16 protein-coding genes are annotated in these 17,336 nt (G+C 45.1%); 11 read left to right on the top strand and 5 right to left on the bottom strand.

Features of this window, described 5'->3' with window-relative positions; all coding sequences use genetic code 11:
• From ABDW16_RS24005 to ABDW16_RS23970, 8 genes are all read left to right on the top strand, one after another.
• On the top strand, positions 1-2,427 hold a 2,427-nt coding region (locus ABDW16_RS24005), incomplete at its 5' end, for a POTRA domain-containing protein (protein ID WP_343673289.1).
• 143 nt (positions 2,428-2,570) lie between these two features.
• Positions 2,571-3,089, top strand: coding sequence for an OmpH family outer membrane protein (locus tag ABDW16_RS24000; protein WP_146968212.1), 519 nt, complete (start codon positions 2,571-2,573; stop codon positions 3,087-3,089).
• 102 nt (positions 3,090-3,191) lie between these two features.
• Positions 3,192-3,701: an OmpH family outer membrane protein gene (locus tag ABDW16_RS23995; RefSeq protein ID WP_343673288.1), complete on the top strand. Its 510-nt coding sequence runs from the start codon at positions 3,192-3,194 to the stop codon at positions 3,699-3,701.
• Positions 3,702-3,872: 171 nt separating this feature from the next.
• Complete coding sequence (gene rpmH, locus ABDW16_RS23990; protein ID WP_012788729.1) at positions 3,873-4,028, top strand: 50S ribosomal protein L34; 156 nt, start codon at positions 3,873-3,875, stop codon at positions 4,026-4,028.
• 93 nt (positions 4,029-4,121) lie between these two features.
• Complete coding sequence (locus tag ABDW16_RS23985; RefSeq protein ID WP_343673290.1) at positions 4,122-4,535, top strand: ribonuclease P protein component; 414 nt, start codon at positions 4,122-4,124, stop codon at positions 4,533-4,535.
• Positions 4,532-4,759, top strand: a complete 228-nt coding sequence (yidD, locus tag ABDW16_RS23980; RefSeq protein ID WP_072362883.1) for a membrane protein insertion efficiency factor YidD — start codon at positions 4,532-4,534, stop codon at positions 4,757-4,759. The genes ABDW16_RS23985 and yidD overlap by 4 nt, the downstream gene beginning before the upstream one ends.
• Positions 4,760-4,887: 128 nt before the next feature.
• Complete coding sequence (locus tag ABDW16_RS23975; RefSeq protein ID WP_343673286.1) at positions 4,888-6,555, top strand: S41 family peptidase; 1,668 nt, start codon at positions 4,888-4,890, stop codon at positions 6,553-6,555.
• A gap of 14 nt (positions 6,556-6,569) precedes the next feature.
• The gene (locus ABDW16_RS23970; RefSeq protein ID WP_343673285.1) at positions 6,570-7,343 is read left to right on the top strand and encodes a DUF1080 domain-containing protein; all 774 of its coding nucleotides are present in this window, start codon (positions 6,570-6,572) and stop codon (positions 7,341-7,343) included.
• A gap of 36 nt (positions 7,344-7,379) precedes the next feature.
• On the opposite strand, the gene ABDW16_RS23965 is transcribed toward ABDW16_RS23970, so the two are convergent.
• Positions 7,380-7,985 carry a superoxide dismutase gene (locus ABDW16_RS23965; RefSeq protein WP_343673284.1) on the bottom strand — a complete coding sequence of 202 codons (606 nt, stop codon included), beginning with the start codon at positions 7,983-7,985 and terminating at the stop codon, positions 7,380-7,382.
• 302 nt (positions 7,986-8,287) lie between these two features.
• Between ABDW16_RS23965 and ABDW16_RS23960 the strand changes: the two genes are divergently transcribed.
• The 3 genes from ABDW16_RS23960 to ABDW16_RS23950 all read left to right on the top strand — a co-directional run bounded on the left by ABDW16_RS23960 (position 8,288) and on the right by ABDW16_RS23950 (position 10,553).
• Positions 8,288-8,992 carry a LuxR C-terminal-related transcriptional regulator gene (locus ABDW16_RS23960; RefSeq protein ID WP_343673282.1) on the top strand — a complete coding sequence of 235 codons (705 nt, stop codon included), beginning with the start codon at positions 8,288-8,290 and terminating at the stop codon, positions 8,990-8,992.
• Between the two features lie 180 nt (positions 8,993-9,172).
• Entirely contained in the window at positions 9,173-9,382 is a 210-nt protein-coding gene (locus ABDW16_RS23955; RefSeq protein ID WP_083724458.1) for a hypothetical protein, read from the top strand.
• Positions 9,383-9,632: 250 nt separating this feature from the next.
• The gene (locus ABDW16_RS23950) at positions 9,633-10,553 is read left to right on the top strand and encodes an SPFH domain-containing protein (protein ID WP_343673279.1); all 921 of its coding nucleotides are present in this window, start codon (positions 9,633-9,635) and stop codon (positions 10,551-10,553) included.
• Between the two features lie 45 nt (positions 10,554-10,598).
• On the opposite strand, the gene ABDW16_RS23945 is transcribed toward ABDW16_RS23950, so the two are convergent.
• The 4 genes from ABDW16_RS23945 to ABDW16_RS23930 all read right to left on the bottom strand — a co-directional run bounded on the left by ABDW16_RS23945 (position 10,599) and on the right by ABDW16_RS23930 (position 17,234).
• Positions 10,599-11,036, bottom strand: a complete 438-nt coding sequence (locus ABDW16_RS23945; protein WP_343673278.1) for a nucleoside deaminase — start codon at positions 11,034-11,036, stop codon at positions 10,599-10,601.
• Positions 11,033-13,150 carry an NAD-dependent DNA ligase LigA gene (gene ligA, locus ABDW16_RS23940; RefSeq protein WP_343673277.1) on the bottom strand — a complete coding sequence of 706 codons (2,118 nt, stop codon included), beginning with the start codon at positions 13,148-13,150 and terminating at the stop codon, positions 11,033-11,035. The genes ABDW16_RS23945 and ligA overlap by 4 nt, the downstream gene beginning before the upstream one ends.
• Positions 13,151-13,399: 249 nt before the next feature.
• Positions 13,400-13,747: a hypothetical protein gene (locus ABDW16_RS23935; protein WP_343673276.1), complete on the bottom strand. Its 348-nt coding sequence runs from the start codon at positions 13,745-13,747 to the stop codon at positions 13,400-13,402.
• 217 nt (positions 13,748-13,964) lie between these two features.
• Complete coding sequence (locus ABDW16_RS23930; protein WP_343673275.1) at positions 13,965-17,234, bottom strand: methylmalonyl-CoA mutase family protein; 3,270 nt, start codon at positions 17,232-17,234, stop codon at positions 13,965-13,967.
• Between the last annotated feature and the right edge of the window lie 102 nt (positions 17,235-17,336).

Raw genomic sequence — 17,336 nt, 5'->3', positions numbered from 1 at the left:
GCCAACGTTGCTATTTATGTAAACAAAATTCAGGATGGTCAGATCTGGCTGGAAATTGAATTGCAGGAACGCCCTCGTCTGAATAAGTTTCTCTTCAAAGGCGTAAAAAAATCCGAACAGGAAGAAATTATCAAGAAAACCGGCATGCGTAAAGGCCAGGTGGTAACCGAAAGCATGGAACAAAATGCTGTAGGCATCATCAGGAAATACTATAGTGAAAAAGGTTTCCGCAACGCCGAAGTGGCTGTGAGCGAACAGGCAGACAGCGGACAAACCAATGCTACCAACGTACTGTTTACCGTTGCTAAAGGTAACAAAGCCAAGGTAGACAACATATACATCGTAGGGAACCAGAATATTTCTGATACGAAGCTGAAAAAGAAAATGAAGGGTACCAAAGAAAGGACCCGCCTCACCATCTATCCTGATTATGAGCCGGTATGGCCTGATTCGTCCGATAACCGTGGCGATTACTGGTCTACCTTCGGTTTCCTCCAGCCTTCCCGTACCCTGGAAGAACTGGATCCTTATTTCCGCTTCAAACTGTTCTCTTCTGCGAAGTTCAACGAAAACAAGTATGCTGAAGATAAAGAGAAAGTAATCTCTTACTATAACACCCAGGGTTACCGCGATGCGGTGCTCGTGAGGGATACTACTTACAAATCCCATAACGGTGGTGTAAACGTGAGCATGGAAGTGATGGAAGGTAAGAAGTACTACTTCGGTAAAATTACCTGGAAAGGTAATACCCGCTATAATGACTCCCTGCTGGCAAAAGTATTGGGTATCAAGGAAGGTGACACGTATAACCAGGAAATGCTGCAGAAACGCCTGCTGTCTTCCGAAGGTGGTGACGTAGGTGGTCTGTACATGGACTACGGTTACCTGTTCTTCCATGCTGATCCGGTAGAAGTAGGTATTCATGGGGATACCATCGACTACGAAATCAGAATCTCCGAAGGTCCCCAGGCTACTATCAAGGAAGTACGCATTGCAGGTAACGAAAAGACGAACGAACACGTAATTCGTCGTGAGCTGCGTACACTGCCTGGTGAGAAATTTAGCCGTACTGACCTGATTCGTTCTAACCGTGAAATTGCGAACCTCGGTTTCTTCAACCCTGAAAAGATCGGTATGAACCCCGTGCCTAACATTCAGGATGGAACTGTGGACATTGATTATACAGTAGAAGAAAAGGCAAATGACCAGCTGGAACTGTCCGCAGGCTGGGGTGGTTACATTGGTCTGACCGGTACGCTGGGTGTGACCTTCAATAACTTCTCCCTGCGCAATATCTTCAACAAACAAACATGGGATCCATTACCAAGCGGCGACGGCCAGAAATTATCTGTGCGTGTTTCCTCCAATGGTAAAGCATATCGTTCTTACAACTTCTCTTTCACTGAGCCATGGCTGGGCGGTAAAAAGAGAAACCAGTTCTCTGTGAGCTTCTACAACAGCTACCAGAACCCGAACGCATATTCTTCATACATATATGGATCTACCCTGTCAAACAGTGCATACTTCAAGGTGATGGGTGCATCCATATCACTGGGTAAGCAGCTGAAATGGCCTGATGACTATTTCACCCTGATCTATGCGGTGAACTATCAGCGCTATAGTTTGAAGAACTATAACTACTTTAACATCGCAGGTTACTCCAGCGGTATATCAAACAACATCAACCTGAAACTGACACTGGCCCGTTCATCAGTAGACCAGCAGATTTTCCCAAGGTCTGGTTCCAACTTTATGCTGAGCGGTCAGTTTACACCTCCTTACTCCATGTTCAGCCCGGATAAGGATTACAAACTGCAGTCAATAAAAGATCAGTTCAGCTTTATCGAATATCAGAAATACCGTTTCAATGCTGAGTGGTACGTTCCATTGAGCAAGCCAATTGGTAGTGATAACAAGATGTTCGTGATGAAGATTGCCGCTAAATTTGGTTATATCAGCCGTTATAACAACAGAACAACACTGTCTCCATTCGGTCGCTTCGAATTGGGGGGTGATGGTTTGAGTAACTTTGCTATCTACGACCGTGATATCGTATCCCAGAGAGGTTATCCCGTATACTATTCATCAGATCCAAGAAGCAATTCCGAAACCAGCCAGCCAAGTGGCTACGAAGGTTTCACGATCTTCAACAAGTATATCATGGAGTTGCGTTATCCCTTCAGCCTGAACCCAAGTTCTACGATCTTTGGTCTGGCATTCCTGGAGGCAGCCAACGGTTACAGGGATGTACAGGAATATAATCCATTCAAACTGCGTCGTTCTGCAGGTTTGGGTATGCGCTTCTACCTGCCGATGTTTGGTTTGCTTGGATTTGACTACGGTATTGGATTTGACCGTATTACATCCGGAAATGGTCTGAAAGATGCAACCAAGTTCACCTTCATGCTGGGCTTCGAACCAGAATAATGGCTGGGAGCTGGCAGGATGGAGCTCTCCTGGGGGAGGGCTTTCATACTATCGGGGGCAGGTGTGACGTTTGAATAAATTTTAAATTATATATTGCAAATCCGAAATCCCGGGGGAGCCTATAGTTTAAATCAATAAACACTATGAAGAAACTAAGCCTCATGATCGCCCTGGTGCTGGGAACTGCCCTGATGGCAAGTGCACAGCGCTATTGCGTGATCGATACCAAATATATTCTGGATAATATCCCTGAATATAAAGAAGCGCAGAGTAAGCTGGATGCCGTAGCAGAGCAATGGCAGAAGGAGATCGACGCTAAGTTCCTGGAAGTAGATAAGATGTACAAGTCTTATCAGGCAGAACAGGTGATGCTGACAGACGAACTGAAGCACAAGCGTGAGGAGGAGATTGTAGCGAGAGAAAAAGAGGCAAAGGATTTGCAGAAGAAACGTTTTGGTTACGAAGGGGACCTATTCAAGAAAAGAGAGGAGCTGGTAAAACCTATACAGGACAGAATCTATAATGCAGTACAAAAGCTCGCCGCCCAGCGTATGTACGATTTTGTGCTGGACAAGGCCGGCGGTGTGACGGTGATTTTCTCTGATCCCAAGCTGGATAAAAGTGACGATATTCTGAATGCCCTTGGTGTAAAGAAGCAGTAACAAGACATCCAACAGAAAGGTGATTTAGGAATAATTAACCTTTTGTACCAATTTTTAACCTTAGTTTAGTATTCAAAATTTTTTTTAAACACAGACAACATCATGAAGAAGTATGTAATTATTGCTTTCGTGGCAGTATCCGGATTGTTCAGCGTGAAGACAATGGCACAGTCCAAAGTGGCTCACATTAATGCACAGGCCCTGATCGAGGCAATGCCGGAAGCTCAGACGGCAATGAAATCACTGCAAGCATATGCAGAGGAACTGGATAAGGATGGAAAAGGACTGATTGATGAGTATCAGAAGAAAATGAAAGAGTTTAATGACGGTGTAGATAAAATGACCGACAACGTTAAGGAAATCAAAGGTAAAGAACTCCAGACTGCTCAGAAAAACATCCAGGACTACCAGGATGCAGCTCAGAACAAAATCGAAGCTAAACGTCAGGAACTGCTGAAACCAATCTATGACAAGGCTCGTAAGGCAATTGAAGATGCAGCAAAAGAGAAAGGTTACGCTTATGTAATCGACAATTCTCAAAGCATTCTGCTGGTAGCACCAGCTGGCGATGACCTGTCTGCAGCTGTAAAAGCTAAGCTGGGTATCAAGTAATCTGGCATTCAGATCTAATTATATTCGCCCCGGGACCCGTTCCCGGGGTATTTTTTTAAAAAATCCTTTATTATCTCATAAAATTCTTTACCTTTGCCTTCCGTTTTAAAAACAGGATTCCGCAAAACGGGAAAGTGTTTAGTATAGTACAGGTAAAAACAAAATATTAAAATGAAACGTACTTTTCAACCGCATAACAGACGCAGAAAGAGCGTTCATGGTTTTAGAAAGAGAATGGAAACTGCTAACGGCCGTAAAGTATTAGCTTCCCGCAGAGCTAAAGGACGTAAGAAATTAACTGTTTCTGACGAGCGTAAGCTGAAATAAGGTCAGCTTTAACTGCATGAGCCTTAGCGCATAACTTGCAGCTTTTAGGGCTGGTTCCTGATCGAACAGAATGTTATTGCTTTTGATAGATAAATCGGACTTGCCATAAAAACTTATTCTTTTACAAAAGAAGAAAGGTTAAAAAGCAGAAAAATCATTGAAACGCTTTTTCGGGAAGGAAAAGCGTTTTCTGTTTTTCCCTACCGCGTAGTATATATGCCGGTAGATACTCCCATTGCCCCATATCCCGTTCAGGCCGGTTTCAGTGTCTCTACAAAACGTTTCCCACATGCAGTGGACCGTAACCGGGTAAAACGCCTGACCAGGGAAGCCTACCGCCTGCAAAAAGGAGAACTGTACGAACAGTTACGGGCACAGCAGCCAAATGGCCAGTTGGCCGTATTCTTTATCTATACAGATAAGAAAATAGCCCCTTTCACTACCCTCCAACACAAAATTTCCCTAATTTTAAAGAAACTGGCGAAGGAAGCGCTGGCTGCATCATGAAGATCTTCAGCTTGTTGAGCTACCCTTTTATATGGGTAATCAGGATTTACCAATGGGGCATTTCACCGCTGCTGGGCAATAAGTGCAGGTATACACCCACCTGCTCACAATATGGCGTAGAAGCGCTGAAAAAACACGGTCTTATTAAAGGCGGTTACCTCACTGTAAAAAGGATTCTGTCCTGCCATCCCTGGGGTGGACACGGCCATGATCCCGTACCCTGAGTCAGCAAACCAGCCTGTACCTTTCAGACTGGCTTCCCGGCTGGTAGTCACGTATTTTAACTTTTCAAATACGTAAAGAACTTGTAGCTTACGACTGCTTATAAATTAGCTCACATTAACTTTTACCTATGCGTGCATTTTTTCAGAGAAAGAGGAGGATTGTAGTGGTATTGGTATTGCTTATCATAGGTGCTACCGGTATCAAAGCATACAGTGATAAAGACAAATACTTTGAGATCGCTAAGAATCTGGACATTTTCGCAGCTTTCTACCGGGAGTTGAATACCTACTATGTAGACGACCTGCCCCCGGAAAAACTGATGCATAGAGGCATAGACGCCATCCTGGAAGAAACCGATCCATATACAGACTTTATTCCGGAAGAAAACCTGGATGAACTCAAATTCATGGCTACCGGTAAATACGGTGGTGTGGGTATCTCTGTCATTACTGACAGCATCCGCACCGTGGTTACTGACATCTACGAAGGTAGCCCGATGGACAAAGCCGGTGTAAAAACCGGTGACCTGATCCTGTCGCTGGATGGGAAACCAACCCAGGATATGGACCAGGACGATATCAGCCATATGCTGAAAGGGGTGCCTGGTACTACTCTGAACATGGTGATTAAAAACCCATCTACAGGCGTAGAAACAACCAAAACCATCACCCGCGAAGAAATCAATGTAAAGCCTGTGAGCTATGCCGGTATAGTAGGTACTGATATCGGATACATTCGCATGACCCAGTTTACCGAAAATAGCGGCGATGCAGTATCCGATGCATTTACCCAGCTGAAAAAGGACCATCCCGGCATGAAAGGTGTGATCCTGGATCTTCGTGGCAACCCCGGTGGCCTGCTGGATGAAGCGGTATTGGTGGCGAACATCTTTGTGGATAGGAACAAAGTAATTGTGAGTACCAAAGGCAAGGTAAAGAACTGGGATCGCGATTATAAGACAGAAGGCAATGCGATTGATGCCAAAATTCCCCTGGCAGTTCTCACCAACCGTTCTTCTGCTTCCGCTTCCGAAATAGTAGCGGGTGCCATACAGGATCTGGACCGGGGTGTGATCATTGGCCAGCGCTCTTTTGGTAAGGGGCTGGTGCAAACTACCCGACCACTGCCTTACAATGCAAAACTGAAAGTAACTACTGCCAAATACTATACACCCAGTGGCCGCTGTATACAGGCGATTGACTACTCTCACCGCAATGATGATGGCGAGGTAGAATCTGTACCGGATAGCCTGCGTAAATCATTCAATACCGCCGATGGCCGTAAAGTACGCGATGGGGGAGGGATAGAGCCTGATGATGCAGTCGATCCTACCCTGCTTAGCCAGGTTACAGTGACTTTGTTGCGCAGGCAGTATATCTTCGACTATGCTACACAGTATTACTATTCACATCCTAAAATTGCAGCGGCTGGCAACTTTGCCCTGAGTGAAGATGACTTTACCGACTTTATGCATTACCTGGATGGCAGGAATTATAATTACAAAACCCGTACGGAAGAAGCATTGGAAAACTTCCAGGCAACTGCCCGTAAAGAGAAATACTATGATGCCGTGTCTAAGGAGTTCGAGGCGCTGCAGGCTAAGATGAAGCACGACAAAAAGCAGGACCTGCTAAAGAATAAAGCAGAGATCAAACACCTGCTGGAAGAAGAAATCACTAATCGCTATTATATGCAGAAGGGTAGGATCGCACAGTCACTGGTAACAGATAATGAAGTGACAGAGGCGGTGAAAGTGCTGCATGATTCCCAGCGGTACCAGCAATTGCTGCATTAATAAAATTTCACCTTATGACGAAACTCCTTCTACCCTTTATGATCGCTATTCTGCTGGCATGTAACAATGCCAACAACAGCAGCCAGCACGATTCAGTCACTGTAATCAGGAAAGATACCACGACTGAATATTTTGATACAACGGCAATGAATATATTGAGTGAAACAGAACGGGTGGAAGGATGGCAGTTATTGTTCAATGGCAAAGACCTGAGCGGCTGGCACCTCTACCAGCATAAGACAGGGGGCGCATGGGCTGTAGACAGTGGCATGCTGCATTGCAAAGGGGATAAGGATTTCAAAGCAAATCGTGCGGACCTGACAACAGATAGTACGTATGAAAACTTTGAATTGTTCCTGGAATGGAAGATTGCGCCGCAGGGGAATAGCGGCATCATCTATTTAGCCTCTGAAGAATATCCTGCTGCTTACCTAAGTGGTCCTGAGTATCAGCTGATCGATGATAACAACTTTCCTGAAAAGCTGGAGAACTGGCAGCTGTCGGGTTGTAATTATGCAATGAGTGCACCACTGGTGAATGCAACGCGGCCCGCAGGTGTGTGGAACCATGCCCGGATTGTGGTATATCATGGACATGTGGAGCATTGGCTGAATGGGCAGAAGACGGCAGATTATATAATCGGGTCACCGGAGTGGAAAGCAGAAAAAGAGAAAGGGAAGTGGAAGGATGCAAAAGGTTATGGTGCTACGAAAAATGGGTTTATAGACCTACAGGACCACGGCAGTGAAATTTGGTTTAAGAATATAAAGATTAAACGACTTTCCTAAGCTGCAAAGCAGCCAGGAAAGTCGCAGAAAAAGATATTAAAGAGCAGCTTCGTAACGTTTGCTAACTGCATCCCAGTTTACAACATTCCAGAATGCTTTCAGATATTCAGGACGACGGTTCTGATATTTCAGGTAGTAAGCATGTTCCCATACATCCACACCTAAGATTGGAGTACCTTTTACTTCGGCAACATCCATCAGTGGATTATCCTGGTTAGGAGTAGAAGAAACCTCCAGTTTACCGCCTTTTACCAGCAGCCAGGCCCAACCGGAACCAAAACGTGCAGCACCGGCAGCATTGAATTTTTCTTTGAATTCTTCGAAAGAACCGAAAGTGCTTTTGATCGCATCAGCCAGTTTGCCGGTAGGCTCACCACCTGCATTAGGACCAAGGATAGTCCAGAAGAAACTGTGGTTCCAGTGACCACCGCCATTGTTTCTGATTGCAGGACTCAGCGTGCCAGCAACAGCAACCAGTTCTTCCAGGGATTTATTTTCATTTTCAGTACCGGCAATTGCTTTGTTCAGGTTATCAACGTATGCCTGATGGTGCTTACCGTGGTGAATTTCCATTGTCTGCTTGTCGATATGTGGTTCCAGTGCGTCTGTCGCGTACGGTAAGCTCGGAAGTGTAAATGCCATAACTTATGTTTTTTTATTGCGTTAAAAAATAAGAGTGTATCAATAGGTACCAAATTTACTGCCTAATCAGGGAAATATCAAAAGGCGCAAGCGAAATGGGGACCTGCGATGGATGCGGCCGCCATCTCAATTGGCTGTAATGATCAGTAAAACATAGGTATTACCGCCCAATTCACGTACCAAAAGGGTTGGATATATGCTTTTTTATTTTATATTTACATTAAGTGTTATAACAACTTTAGTACGGCATTCCGGTTACGTTTACACGTAAAGGTTACTGTTGTTTGTATAAAACTAAAAGTATGTTGACAGACTCGGACATGGGCCAAAACAACTCCCTCAACGCCTTACAGAAGGAAAATGAACTATTGAAGACACGGATCAAGTGGCTCGAGACCTTATTGGACCATGTACCTGCTATGTTATACACACATCAGAATGATATTAAGACTGTCAATTGGTGTAATCGTTACATGGAAGATGTAACGGGGTATACGCTGAAAGAGATGAATGGGATGGGGCTTGATTTTTTCAAAGCAATCATGCATCCTGAGGATTTTGATCTGGCAGTGATAGCCCAGCAATCATTCCAGGAGAACAAAAGCGTATTTGGCGGGGTGTTACGATTTCGTAAGCGGAATACGGAACACTGGTGTTGGTTGGTAGGATTGGCAATGCCATTTACAAGAGATGAGGAAGGCAGGGTAAAAGATGTGATCTGCGCTTTCCTGGACCTGACCATGGCAATGGATACAAATGATCAGCTGGCCGAAGCAATGAGAGAGGTACTACGCAGGCATAACGACGATCTGCTGGCCAAGCTCACAGCAAGGGAGAAAGAGATTCTAAAGCTGGCCGTCATGGGGCTGAACAATAAAGAGATAGCAGACTCCCTCAACCTGAGCCGACATACGGTAGAAACCCACCGCAAGAACATCCGGTTAAAACTTAAAGTTAGGAATACTACTGAGTTAGTAGCCCTGGCAAGAAAAGTTGGATATCAATAATTTAAGTGAATTTCCTGCAATTTGTCTACACCTGTTTAGCCAAAAAATACCCAAGCTTGGGTATTTGCATAGCAATCAAACTCCATTAATTTCGTAACCTATTAACCAAAGGAGAGTTTGAAACGTTAGGAAAGACATTTTTTAAAAAGGAAAAAGATAGTTAGTAATACCCCTATTGCTATGATCACCGAGGAAAGCGCATTAAAAGTTTTGCAGCTGGACGGTTCTGCAACGGCAGAAGAGATAGTTGCCCGCTATGAGTCATTGAAAGATCAATATAAAAAGATCAAAAATGAAACAGACGATTTAAAGACCCTGCTGGCATATCAGCTTAAGCAGATCGAACTGGACGACGTCTATATTTATTTCAGAAAGAAACAAAGGATTTAACCTGAAGCTATTACCCTTTCATTCGTTGTAATTTAGCTCAGCTTTCATCCATTGTTTGTCGCTGTTTTTGATGTGACATACACTCAAGATAACCCACGGCCCACCTTTCTTATCTTTCAGCTCTTATTATTTCCCAAATTAATAGCATCGCGCATACTGGTGCCCCTGGCATTGGTATGCGCGTATTTGTGTGCCTCCATTGAGCATATTGCCGACTTTTATTATATATTTACTTCTAAATCTCCTATATATGGGTACAATCGCTATTGTTTTATTAGTTTTAGCCCTGCTGTTGTTATTCTCAAGTTTTGTGACCATACAGCAAGGTACTATTGGGGTGACCACGATCTTTGGAAAGTATAACCGCATTTTGTTCCCCGGACTTAATTTCAAAGTGCCCCTTGTTGAAAAAGTATTCAAACGTATTTCGATTCAGAACCGCTCGGTAGAGCTGGAATTCCAGGCCATTACTGTGGACCAGGCCAATGTTTACTTCAAAGCAATGTTGCTGTATTCTGTATGGAACCAGGAAGAGAAAACCATCAAGAATGTGGCTTTTAAGTTCCTGGACGAGCGTAGTTTCATGCAGGCGCTGGTACGTACCATTGAGGGTTCTATCCGCGGATTTGTGGCTACTAAAAGGCAATCAGAGGTATTGGGATTGCGTCGTGATATTACAGAGCATGTGAAAGAGCAGATCGATGTGACCCTGGAAGACTGGGGGTATCACCTGCAGGATTTGCAGATGAATGATATCACTTTTGATGATGCGATCATGAAATCTATGGCGCAGGTAGTGGCATCTAACAACCTGAAAGCTGCGGCGGAAAATGAGGGGCAGGCATTGCTGATCACCAAGACGAAAGCGGCAGAGGCAGAAGGTAATGCGATCAAGATTGCAGCGGAAGCAGAACGCCAGGCAGCGCAGCTGCGTGGTATGGGGGTGGCGCTGTTCCGTGAAGAGGTAGCGAAAGGTATGTCTATGGCGGCGAAGGAAATGCAGCAGGCGAATCTGGATACGTCTGTCATTTTGTTCTCTATGTGGACGGAGGCGATTAAGCATTTCTCTGAGAATTCGAAGGGGAATGTGATCTTCCTGGATGGGTCTTCTGAAGGGATGGAGCAGACGATGAAGCAGTTGATGGCATTGAATAAACTTCAGATAAAATAAGGTAAAAAAACGGCTTGCTCTGCAAGCCGTTTTTTTGTGGGATATTTATCTTCTTTGTGCGAAGAATGTTTTTACTAATTGTAAGCTTTCTGCTTCGCCAGGTCCTTGTTCAACCTTCGTTTTTGGATGAAAAGGATTCGTTTCCCCGGTGGATTTCCTGTAACTGTTCTTCTCATCTTTCGCCGCATACACAATACGGCCTATCTTACTCCAATACAGTGCACCTGCACACATTAAACAGGGTTCCAGCGTGACATACAGTGTTGCTTCCATCAGGTATTTGCTACCCAGAAAATTGAAAGCCGCTGTCAGGGCCAGCATTTCTGCATGTGCAGTACAATCATTCAGTTTCTCCACCTGGTTGCTGCCACGCCCAATGATCTTATCATTGAGCACAACAACAGCACCCACTGGTACTTCTCCTTCATCAAAGGCTTTACGGGCCTCACGCAGGGCCTGCTGCATATAAAACTCATCCGTCATTCCTGCTGCTGATTAACCAGGTTTAAAAATTCATCCTCACTCAGGATGCGTATTGTATTGATCTTTTTCGCTTTTTCCAGTTTGCTGCCCGCATCTTCACCTACCACCAGGTAATTCAGTTTGCTGGATACCCCGCTCATGATCTTACCTCCCTGCTGCTCCACCATTGCTTCTGCATCACTACGTTTCAGTTTACTGAGTGTACCGGTAAACAGGAATGTTTGTCCGCCGAAAGTACCACCGGCAGGATGATCAGAGTGAGAGTTTTTGAGGTTCAGCCCTAATTCTTCCAGGTGCTTCAGCATGTCGATATTCTCTGGTGTGGCAAAGAACTGGCGGATACTACCGGCTACTTTTGGCCCGATATCTTCCAGTGCGAGCAATTGTTCTTCTGTCCAGTCTTTAAAATCCGGCAGGTAACTGATTGCATTGGCCAGTGTCTTGGCGGTGGTTTCGCCTACATAGCGGATACCCAATCCAAAGATCAGGCGGTGCAAAGGCTGGGTTTTGGAGGCTTCAATAGCCGTTTGCAGGTTGGTGAGGGATTTCTTTCCAAATCCTTCCAGCTGTTCCAGTTTGCTAAAGTCGATGGTATAAATTCCGGGAATATCGCGCATCAGCTCCAGGCCGTAAAACTTACGAACATTGCTTTCGCCAAGGCTTTTAATGTCCATGGCATCTTTGCTTACGAAGTGGATCATTCTTTCTACCACCTGTGCTTCGCAGTTAATATTGATACAGCGCCAAACGCTTTCACCCTCCGGTTTGAAAAGCGGTTCTTTACATACCGGGCATTCCTTGGGGAATACGATCTCCTTTTCAGAACCGTTTCGCAGGTCAGCTACAGATTTTACGATATAAGGAATTACGTCGCCGGCCCTTTCCACCAGTACGGTATCGCCCAGTTTCAAATCCTTTTCACGGATTACATCTTCATTAAATAATGAAATGGAACCGACCGTAACCCCACCGATGGGCACAGGGTCGATTTTGGCCACAGGTGTAATGGAACCGGTACGACCCACCTGGAACTCCACATCCCTCAGTTTGCTGGTAGCCTGGCGGGCTTTGAACTTATATGCCATGGCCCAGCGGGGGTGGTGTGTGGTCATACCCAGCTTATCCTGCAGTTCGTAATCATTTACTTTTATTACCATTCCATCTATTTCATATGGAAGGTTATCCCTTTCATTTTCGAAAGCCAGCACATAATCGATCACCGCCTGGATGCCTTTTACGACCTTCTTTTCCTTAGCGGGAGAGCGGAAGCCCAGCTGGGTCAGCATATCCAGGGTATTGCTATGGGTTTGTATTTCGGCTGGTTCAGTCAGCCCGTCTGCCATGGTATGATAGCTCATGTGGTAGAGGAAGGCTTCCAGGCCGCGTTTTGCTACTTCTTTCGGGTCTACCATGCGGAGGGACCCGGAGGCGGCATTGCGGGGATTGGCCAGTGGTGGCAGGTTTTCGGCAGCACGCTGGTCATTAAAGGCTTTGAAAGTGCTCTTATTAATTAATACCTCACCACGGATTTCGATGGTATGGATGCCGAATTTCGAAAAATTGGCCGTGAGAGGAATGGAACGGATCTGGCGGATATTGGTGGTGATATCATCACCAGCCACGCCGTCGCCCCGGGTAGCGCCCCGGGTCAGGCGATCGTTTTCATATATTAATGATATACTGGCGCCATCGAATTTAGGCTCTATACAATATTCAATATCGGAGAGGCCGCTTATTTCACGGGCTTTTCGATCCCAGTCCAGCAGGTCGTCGGCATTGTAAGAGTTCTCCAGGCTCAGCATGGGCACCAAGTGCTGTACAGTAGGAAAGGCTTTGTTAAGCCCCAGGGCTACGCGCTGGGTGGGGGAGTCCGGGCTTACAAGGTCCGGGTGGGCCGTTTCCAGTTGTTTCAACCAGGCAAAGAGCTGGTCATATTCGTAATCGCTTAGCACGGGGTCGCTCTGTACATAGTAGCGCCAGTCATTGTAGAGTATGACACGACGTAGGTTTTCCAGTGTTTCATCAATGGAAATGGGGCTTTCTTTTTTTTGCAATTGAGCTAACAGTTGCTTCGCTAATTGCGCTAAAGTGATTTCTATTTCTTTCGTATACATATATTTTTACTATCGGCGTGTAAATTTAAAATACTTTCTGAACTATTTCTAAAATAGCCTTTTCCCTTGTCTGTATTAGGTTTTGATATGTTTCGGCCCTATGCGCGTCTATTAATTTTCAGAAAAAAATGAGCAAAAAGTTTTTTATTAACAAAAAATTAATTAAGATTGTGTAACGAAACGAAAGCAACTGAAAGACTAATACAAAAACTGTAGATTGATAAGGAAACAAGTGTAAGGTTGAATATTTTACTGGCCTATGTGCTCCTTAGAGAATCTATCAACTAAGTGAAAAACGACCAAAATTAATTTAAAGCCATTTATAAATTTCACGTAAGCCTTTATAAATTCCAAGAGTTTGTCTTTGTAAATTCCACAAAGGCCTTTATAAGTTCCGGCCTTTATGAATTCCACGAAAGCTATTAAAGCTATAATGTAGATTCCACGTACAATATTGAATAATTCCACGTCAATGAAATCTGGCAAGTGTGTTTTGCTGATTTTGTGTGATTCTTCCCCTGCATAAAAGGATTTATGCAGGGGAAATTTTTTTAAGGGGGGAAGGGGGGATTCGTCTTTTAGGATAGGAATGTTCATTCTTAGGCAGCGATGTTTATCCTTAGACGCAGCAATATTTATTCTTAGGTAGAAATATTTATTCTTAGGCACAACAATATTCATTCTTTAGCATAGCGCATTCATCCTTAGGTATAGATATATTCATTCTTAGACCTATAGATATCCATCTCAAAAAAAAATAGCACTTTTATCTTTTGCCGAAGGCAAATGTCATATTGATAAAAAATACCCTTAATCACATATTCCTCCTATACTGCCCACCCACCTCATACAACGCATGCGTAATCTGCCCCAATGAACAACACTTCACCGTCTCCATCAGCTCCCCGAAAATATTCCCATTATCCACCACTACCTCCTGCAATCTCTTCAATGCCGCACCACTTTGCGCAGCATGCCGCTCATGAAAAGCCTCCAACGCATGGATCTGAAAATCCTTCTCCTCTTTCGTGCTCCTGATCACCTCCGCAGGAATAATCGTCGGCGATCCCTTTGCATTCAAAAACGTATTCACCCCTATAATCGGGTACGCTCCACTATGCTTCAACGATTCATAATGCAAACTCTCCTCCTGTATCTTATTTCGCTGGTACATCCGCTCCATTGCCCCCAATACCCCACCTCTCTCAGTAATCCTGTTAAACTCTGCCATCACGGCCTCTTCTACCAGGTCTGTCAACTCCTCAATGAAGAAAGACCCCTGTATCGGGTTCTCATTTTTAGCAGTTCCCAATTCTCTGTTGATGATCAGCTGTATAGCCATCGCCCTCCGTACACTTTCTTCTGTAGGCGTGGTGATCGCTTCGTCGTATGCATTTGTATGCAGTGAATTACAATTATCATAAATCGCATACAATGCCTGCAGGGTAGTCCGGATATCATTGAAATCTATCTCCTGTGCATGCAGGCTTCTTCCCGATGTTTGTATATGATACTTCAGTTTTTGGGAGCGATCGTTGCCTTTATACTTATACTTGATCGCCTTTGCCCAGATCCGCCTGGCCACCCGTCCGATCACTGCATATTCCGGGTCCATTCCATTACTAAAGAAAAACGAAAGGTTCGGTGCAAAATCATCGATCTTCATTCCCCTGCTCAGGTAATACTCCACATATGTAAACCCATTCGCCAGCGTAAATGCCAGCTGTGTAATAGGGTTTGCACCTGCCTCCGCAATATGATAACCAGAAATGCTCACTGCATAAAAATTCCTCACCTTCTCCCGGATGAAATACTGCTGTACATCTCCCATCAACTTTAACGCAAATTCTGTAGAAAAGATACAAGTATTCTGAGCCTGGTCTTCTTTCAGTATGTCCGCCTGCACAGTACCTCTCACGGCACCCAGGGCCTTTGCTTTTATGGCCGCGTATACATCGGCAGGTAGCACCTGGTCACCGGAAATACCCAGTAGTTTCAACCCTAGCCCATTATTCCCCTCCGGCAATGCACCTGCATAATGCGGGCAATTTGACTGATCTACCTTAATTCCATGCTTCGCGATATACTTTTCACATTCCTGGTCAATCGCCGCATTCATAAAAAATGCCAGCAGAATAGGTGCCGGACCATTGATGGTCATCGATACAGAAGTCATAGGATCACACAAATCAAAGCCGCTATACAACTTCTTCGCATCATCCACTGTTGCAATGCTCACACCTGAATTCCCGACCTTGCCATAAATATCCGGTCTGAAACCCGGATCTTCCCCATACAGCGTTACACTATCAAATGCTGTGCTGAGGCGCCTTGCCGGCTGACCTGCAGATACATAATGGAACCTTTTATTGGTACGTTCCGGTCCTCCCTCTCCTGCAAACATGCGGGTAGGATCTTCTCCTTCTCTCTTCATCGGAAATACTCCCGCCGCATAAGGGAAAGCACCCGGAATATTTTCTGTGAGCAACCAGCGCAGCTGATCGCCCCAATCTTTATAGGCAGGGAGGCTTATCCTGGGAATACGCAAACCGGAAAGACTGGTTGTAAAAAGTGGCAGGTTGATGGTCTTGTCCCTTACCGTAAACGAATATTGATCTGCGTGATATTGTTGCTGTAGTGCAGGCCATTCGTCCAACAACTGACTACAGTCAGGATGTAGTTCCTTTTTCAACTGATCAGCGATGTTTTGCAATTGCTGCTGCAGGTCTGGTTGTTTTACCAGTTCTATACTTCCATTCAGCTGGTATAGTTTAGTTGCAATGGCACATTGGTCTTTTACCCAGTTACTATATTCTTCCAGCGTGGTCACAATCTCAGCAAGATAACGTGCCCGTGCAGGTGGAATGATCTGTGTGCGGGTGGTGGGATGATGACCGTCATCTATTGTGGCAGGTAATTTCAATGCCTTCAACAGTGTTTGGAACAACTGGTTGATACCTGCATCATTGAACTGAGAAGCAATTGTACCGATTATAGGTAAGTCACTATCAGCCGCATCCCACAGTTTGTGTGCTCTTTTGTATTGCCGTTTTACATCCTGCAGGGCATCCAGAGCACCGGCTTTATCGAATTTATTGATCGCGATCACATCTGCATAATCCAGCATGTTAATCTTTTCAAGCTGGCTGGCAGCGCCATATTCAGGGGTCATTACATAGAGTGATACATCGCAGTGATCGATGATAGCTGTATCACTCTGTCCGATGCCCGAAGTTTCAAGAATGATGAGGTCAAAACGGGCCAGGCGGCAGATGTCGATCGCTTCCTGTATATGTGCGCTGATGGCCTTATCGCTATCGCGTGTAGCCAGGGAACGCATATATGCCCTGGGATGGTGGATGGCATTCATACGAATACGATCTCCCAGCAGGGCCCCGCCAGTCTTCTTTTTGGAAGGGTCTACAGAAATGACAGCAATCGTTTTGTTTGTAAATGAATGAAGAAAACGGCGCACCAGTTCGTCGGTCACGCTGCTTTTTCCTGCGCCACCGGTACCCGTTATACCCAATACCATACTGCCTTCGGCTGGTTTGGGCAAGGACAGTTGATTGCTTTCGGCAGCAGTAATAGCCGCTGCAATGAGGTGATTGTTTTGCGTTGGCAGTTGAGCAAGTTTCTCATTCAGTGATTGTAAAGTGGGGAAGTTACATTGCCGGATTACATCGGCGATCATACCTTCCAGTCCCATGTGCCGGCCATCGTCAGGTGAGTAGAGGCGTGTGATGCCATAGGCATGCAGTTCTTCTATTTCGGCAGGGAGAATAGTACCGCCACCGCCTCCGAATATTTTGATATGGCCGCAGCCTTTTTCGTGCAGCAGGTCATAGATGTATTTAAAGAATTCGACATGCCCCCCCTGGTAAGAGGTGATGGCTATGCCCTGGGCATCTTCCTGGATGGCACAGTCCACAATTTCTGCCGCGGAGCGGTTGTGGCCCAGGTGAATCACTTCGGCGCCCTGGGATTGCATGATTCTGCGCATGATATTGATCGCGGCATCATGGCCGTCAAAGAGCGCTGCTGCTGTAACAATACGTATTTTTTGAGCTGGAGTATCAGTCATTTTGCTTTGGTGTTTAACAATCGCGTGGTACCGTAGAATTCTGCCATGTAATTTACAAATTACAGATTACTTAATATTCCCGTATTTTTTTATTTTACACCC

It is taken from the genome of Chitinophaga sp., from assembly GCF_039596135.1.
GTDB lineage: Bacteria > Bacteroidota > Bacteroidia > Chitinophagales > Chitinophagaceae > Chitinophaga.
This window is presented reverse-complemented; position numbering and strand designations above follow the sequence as displayed.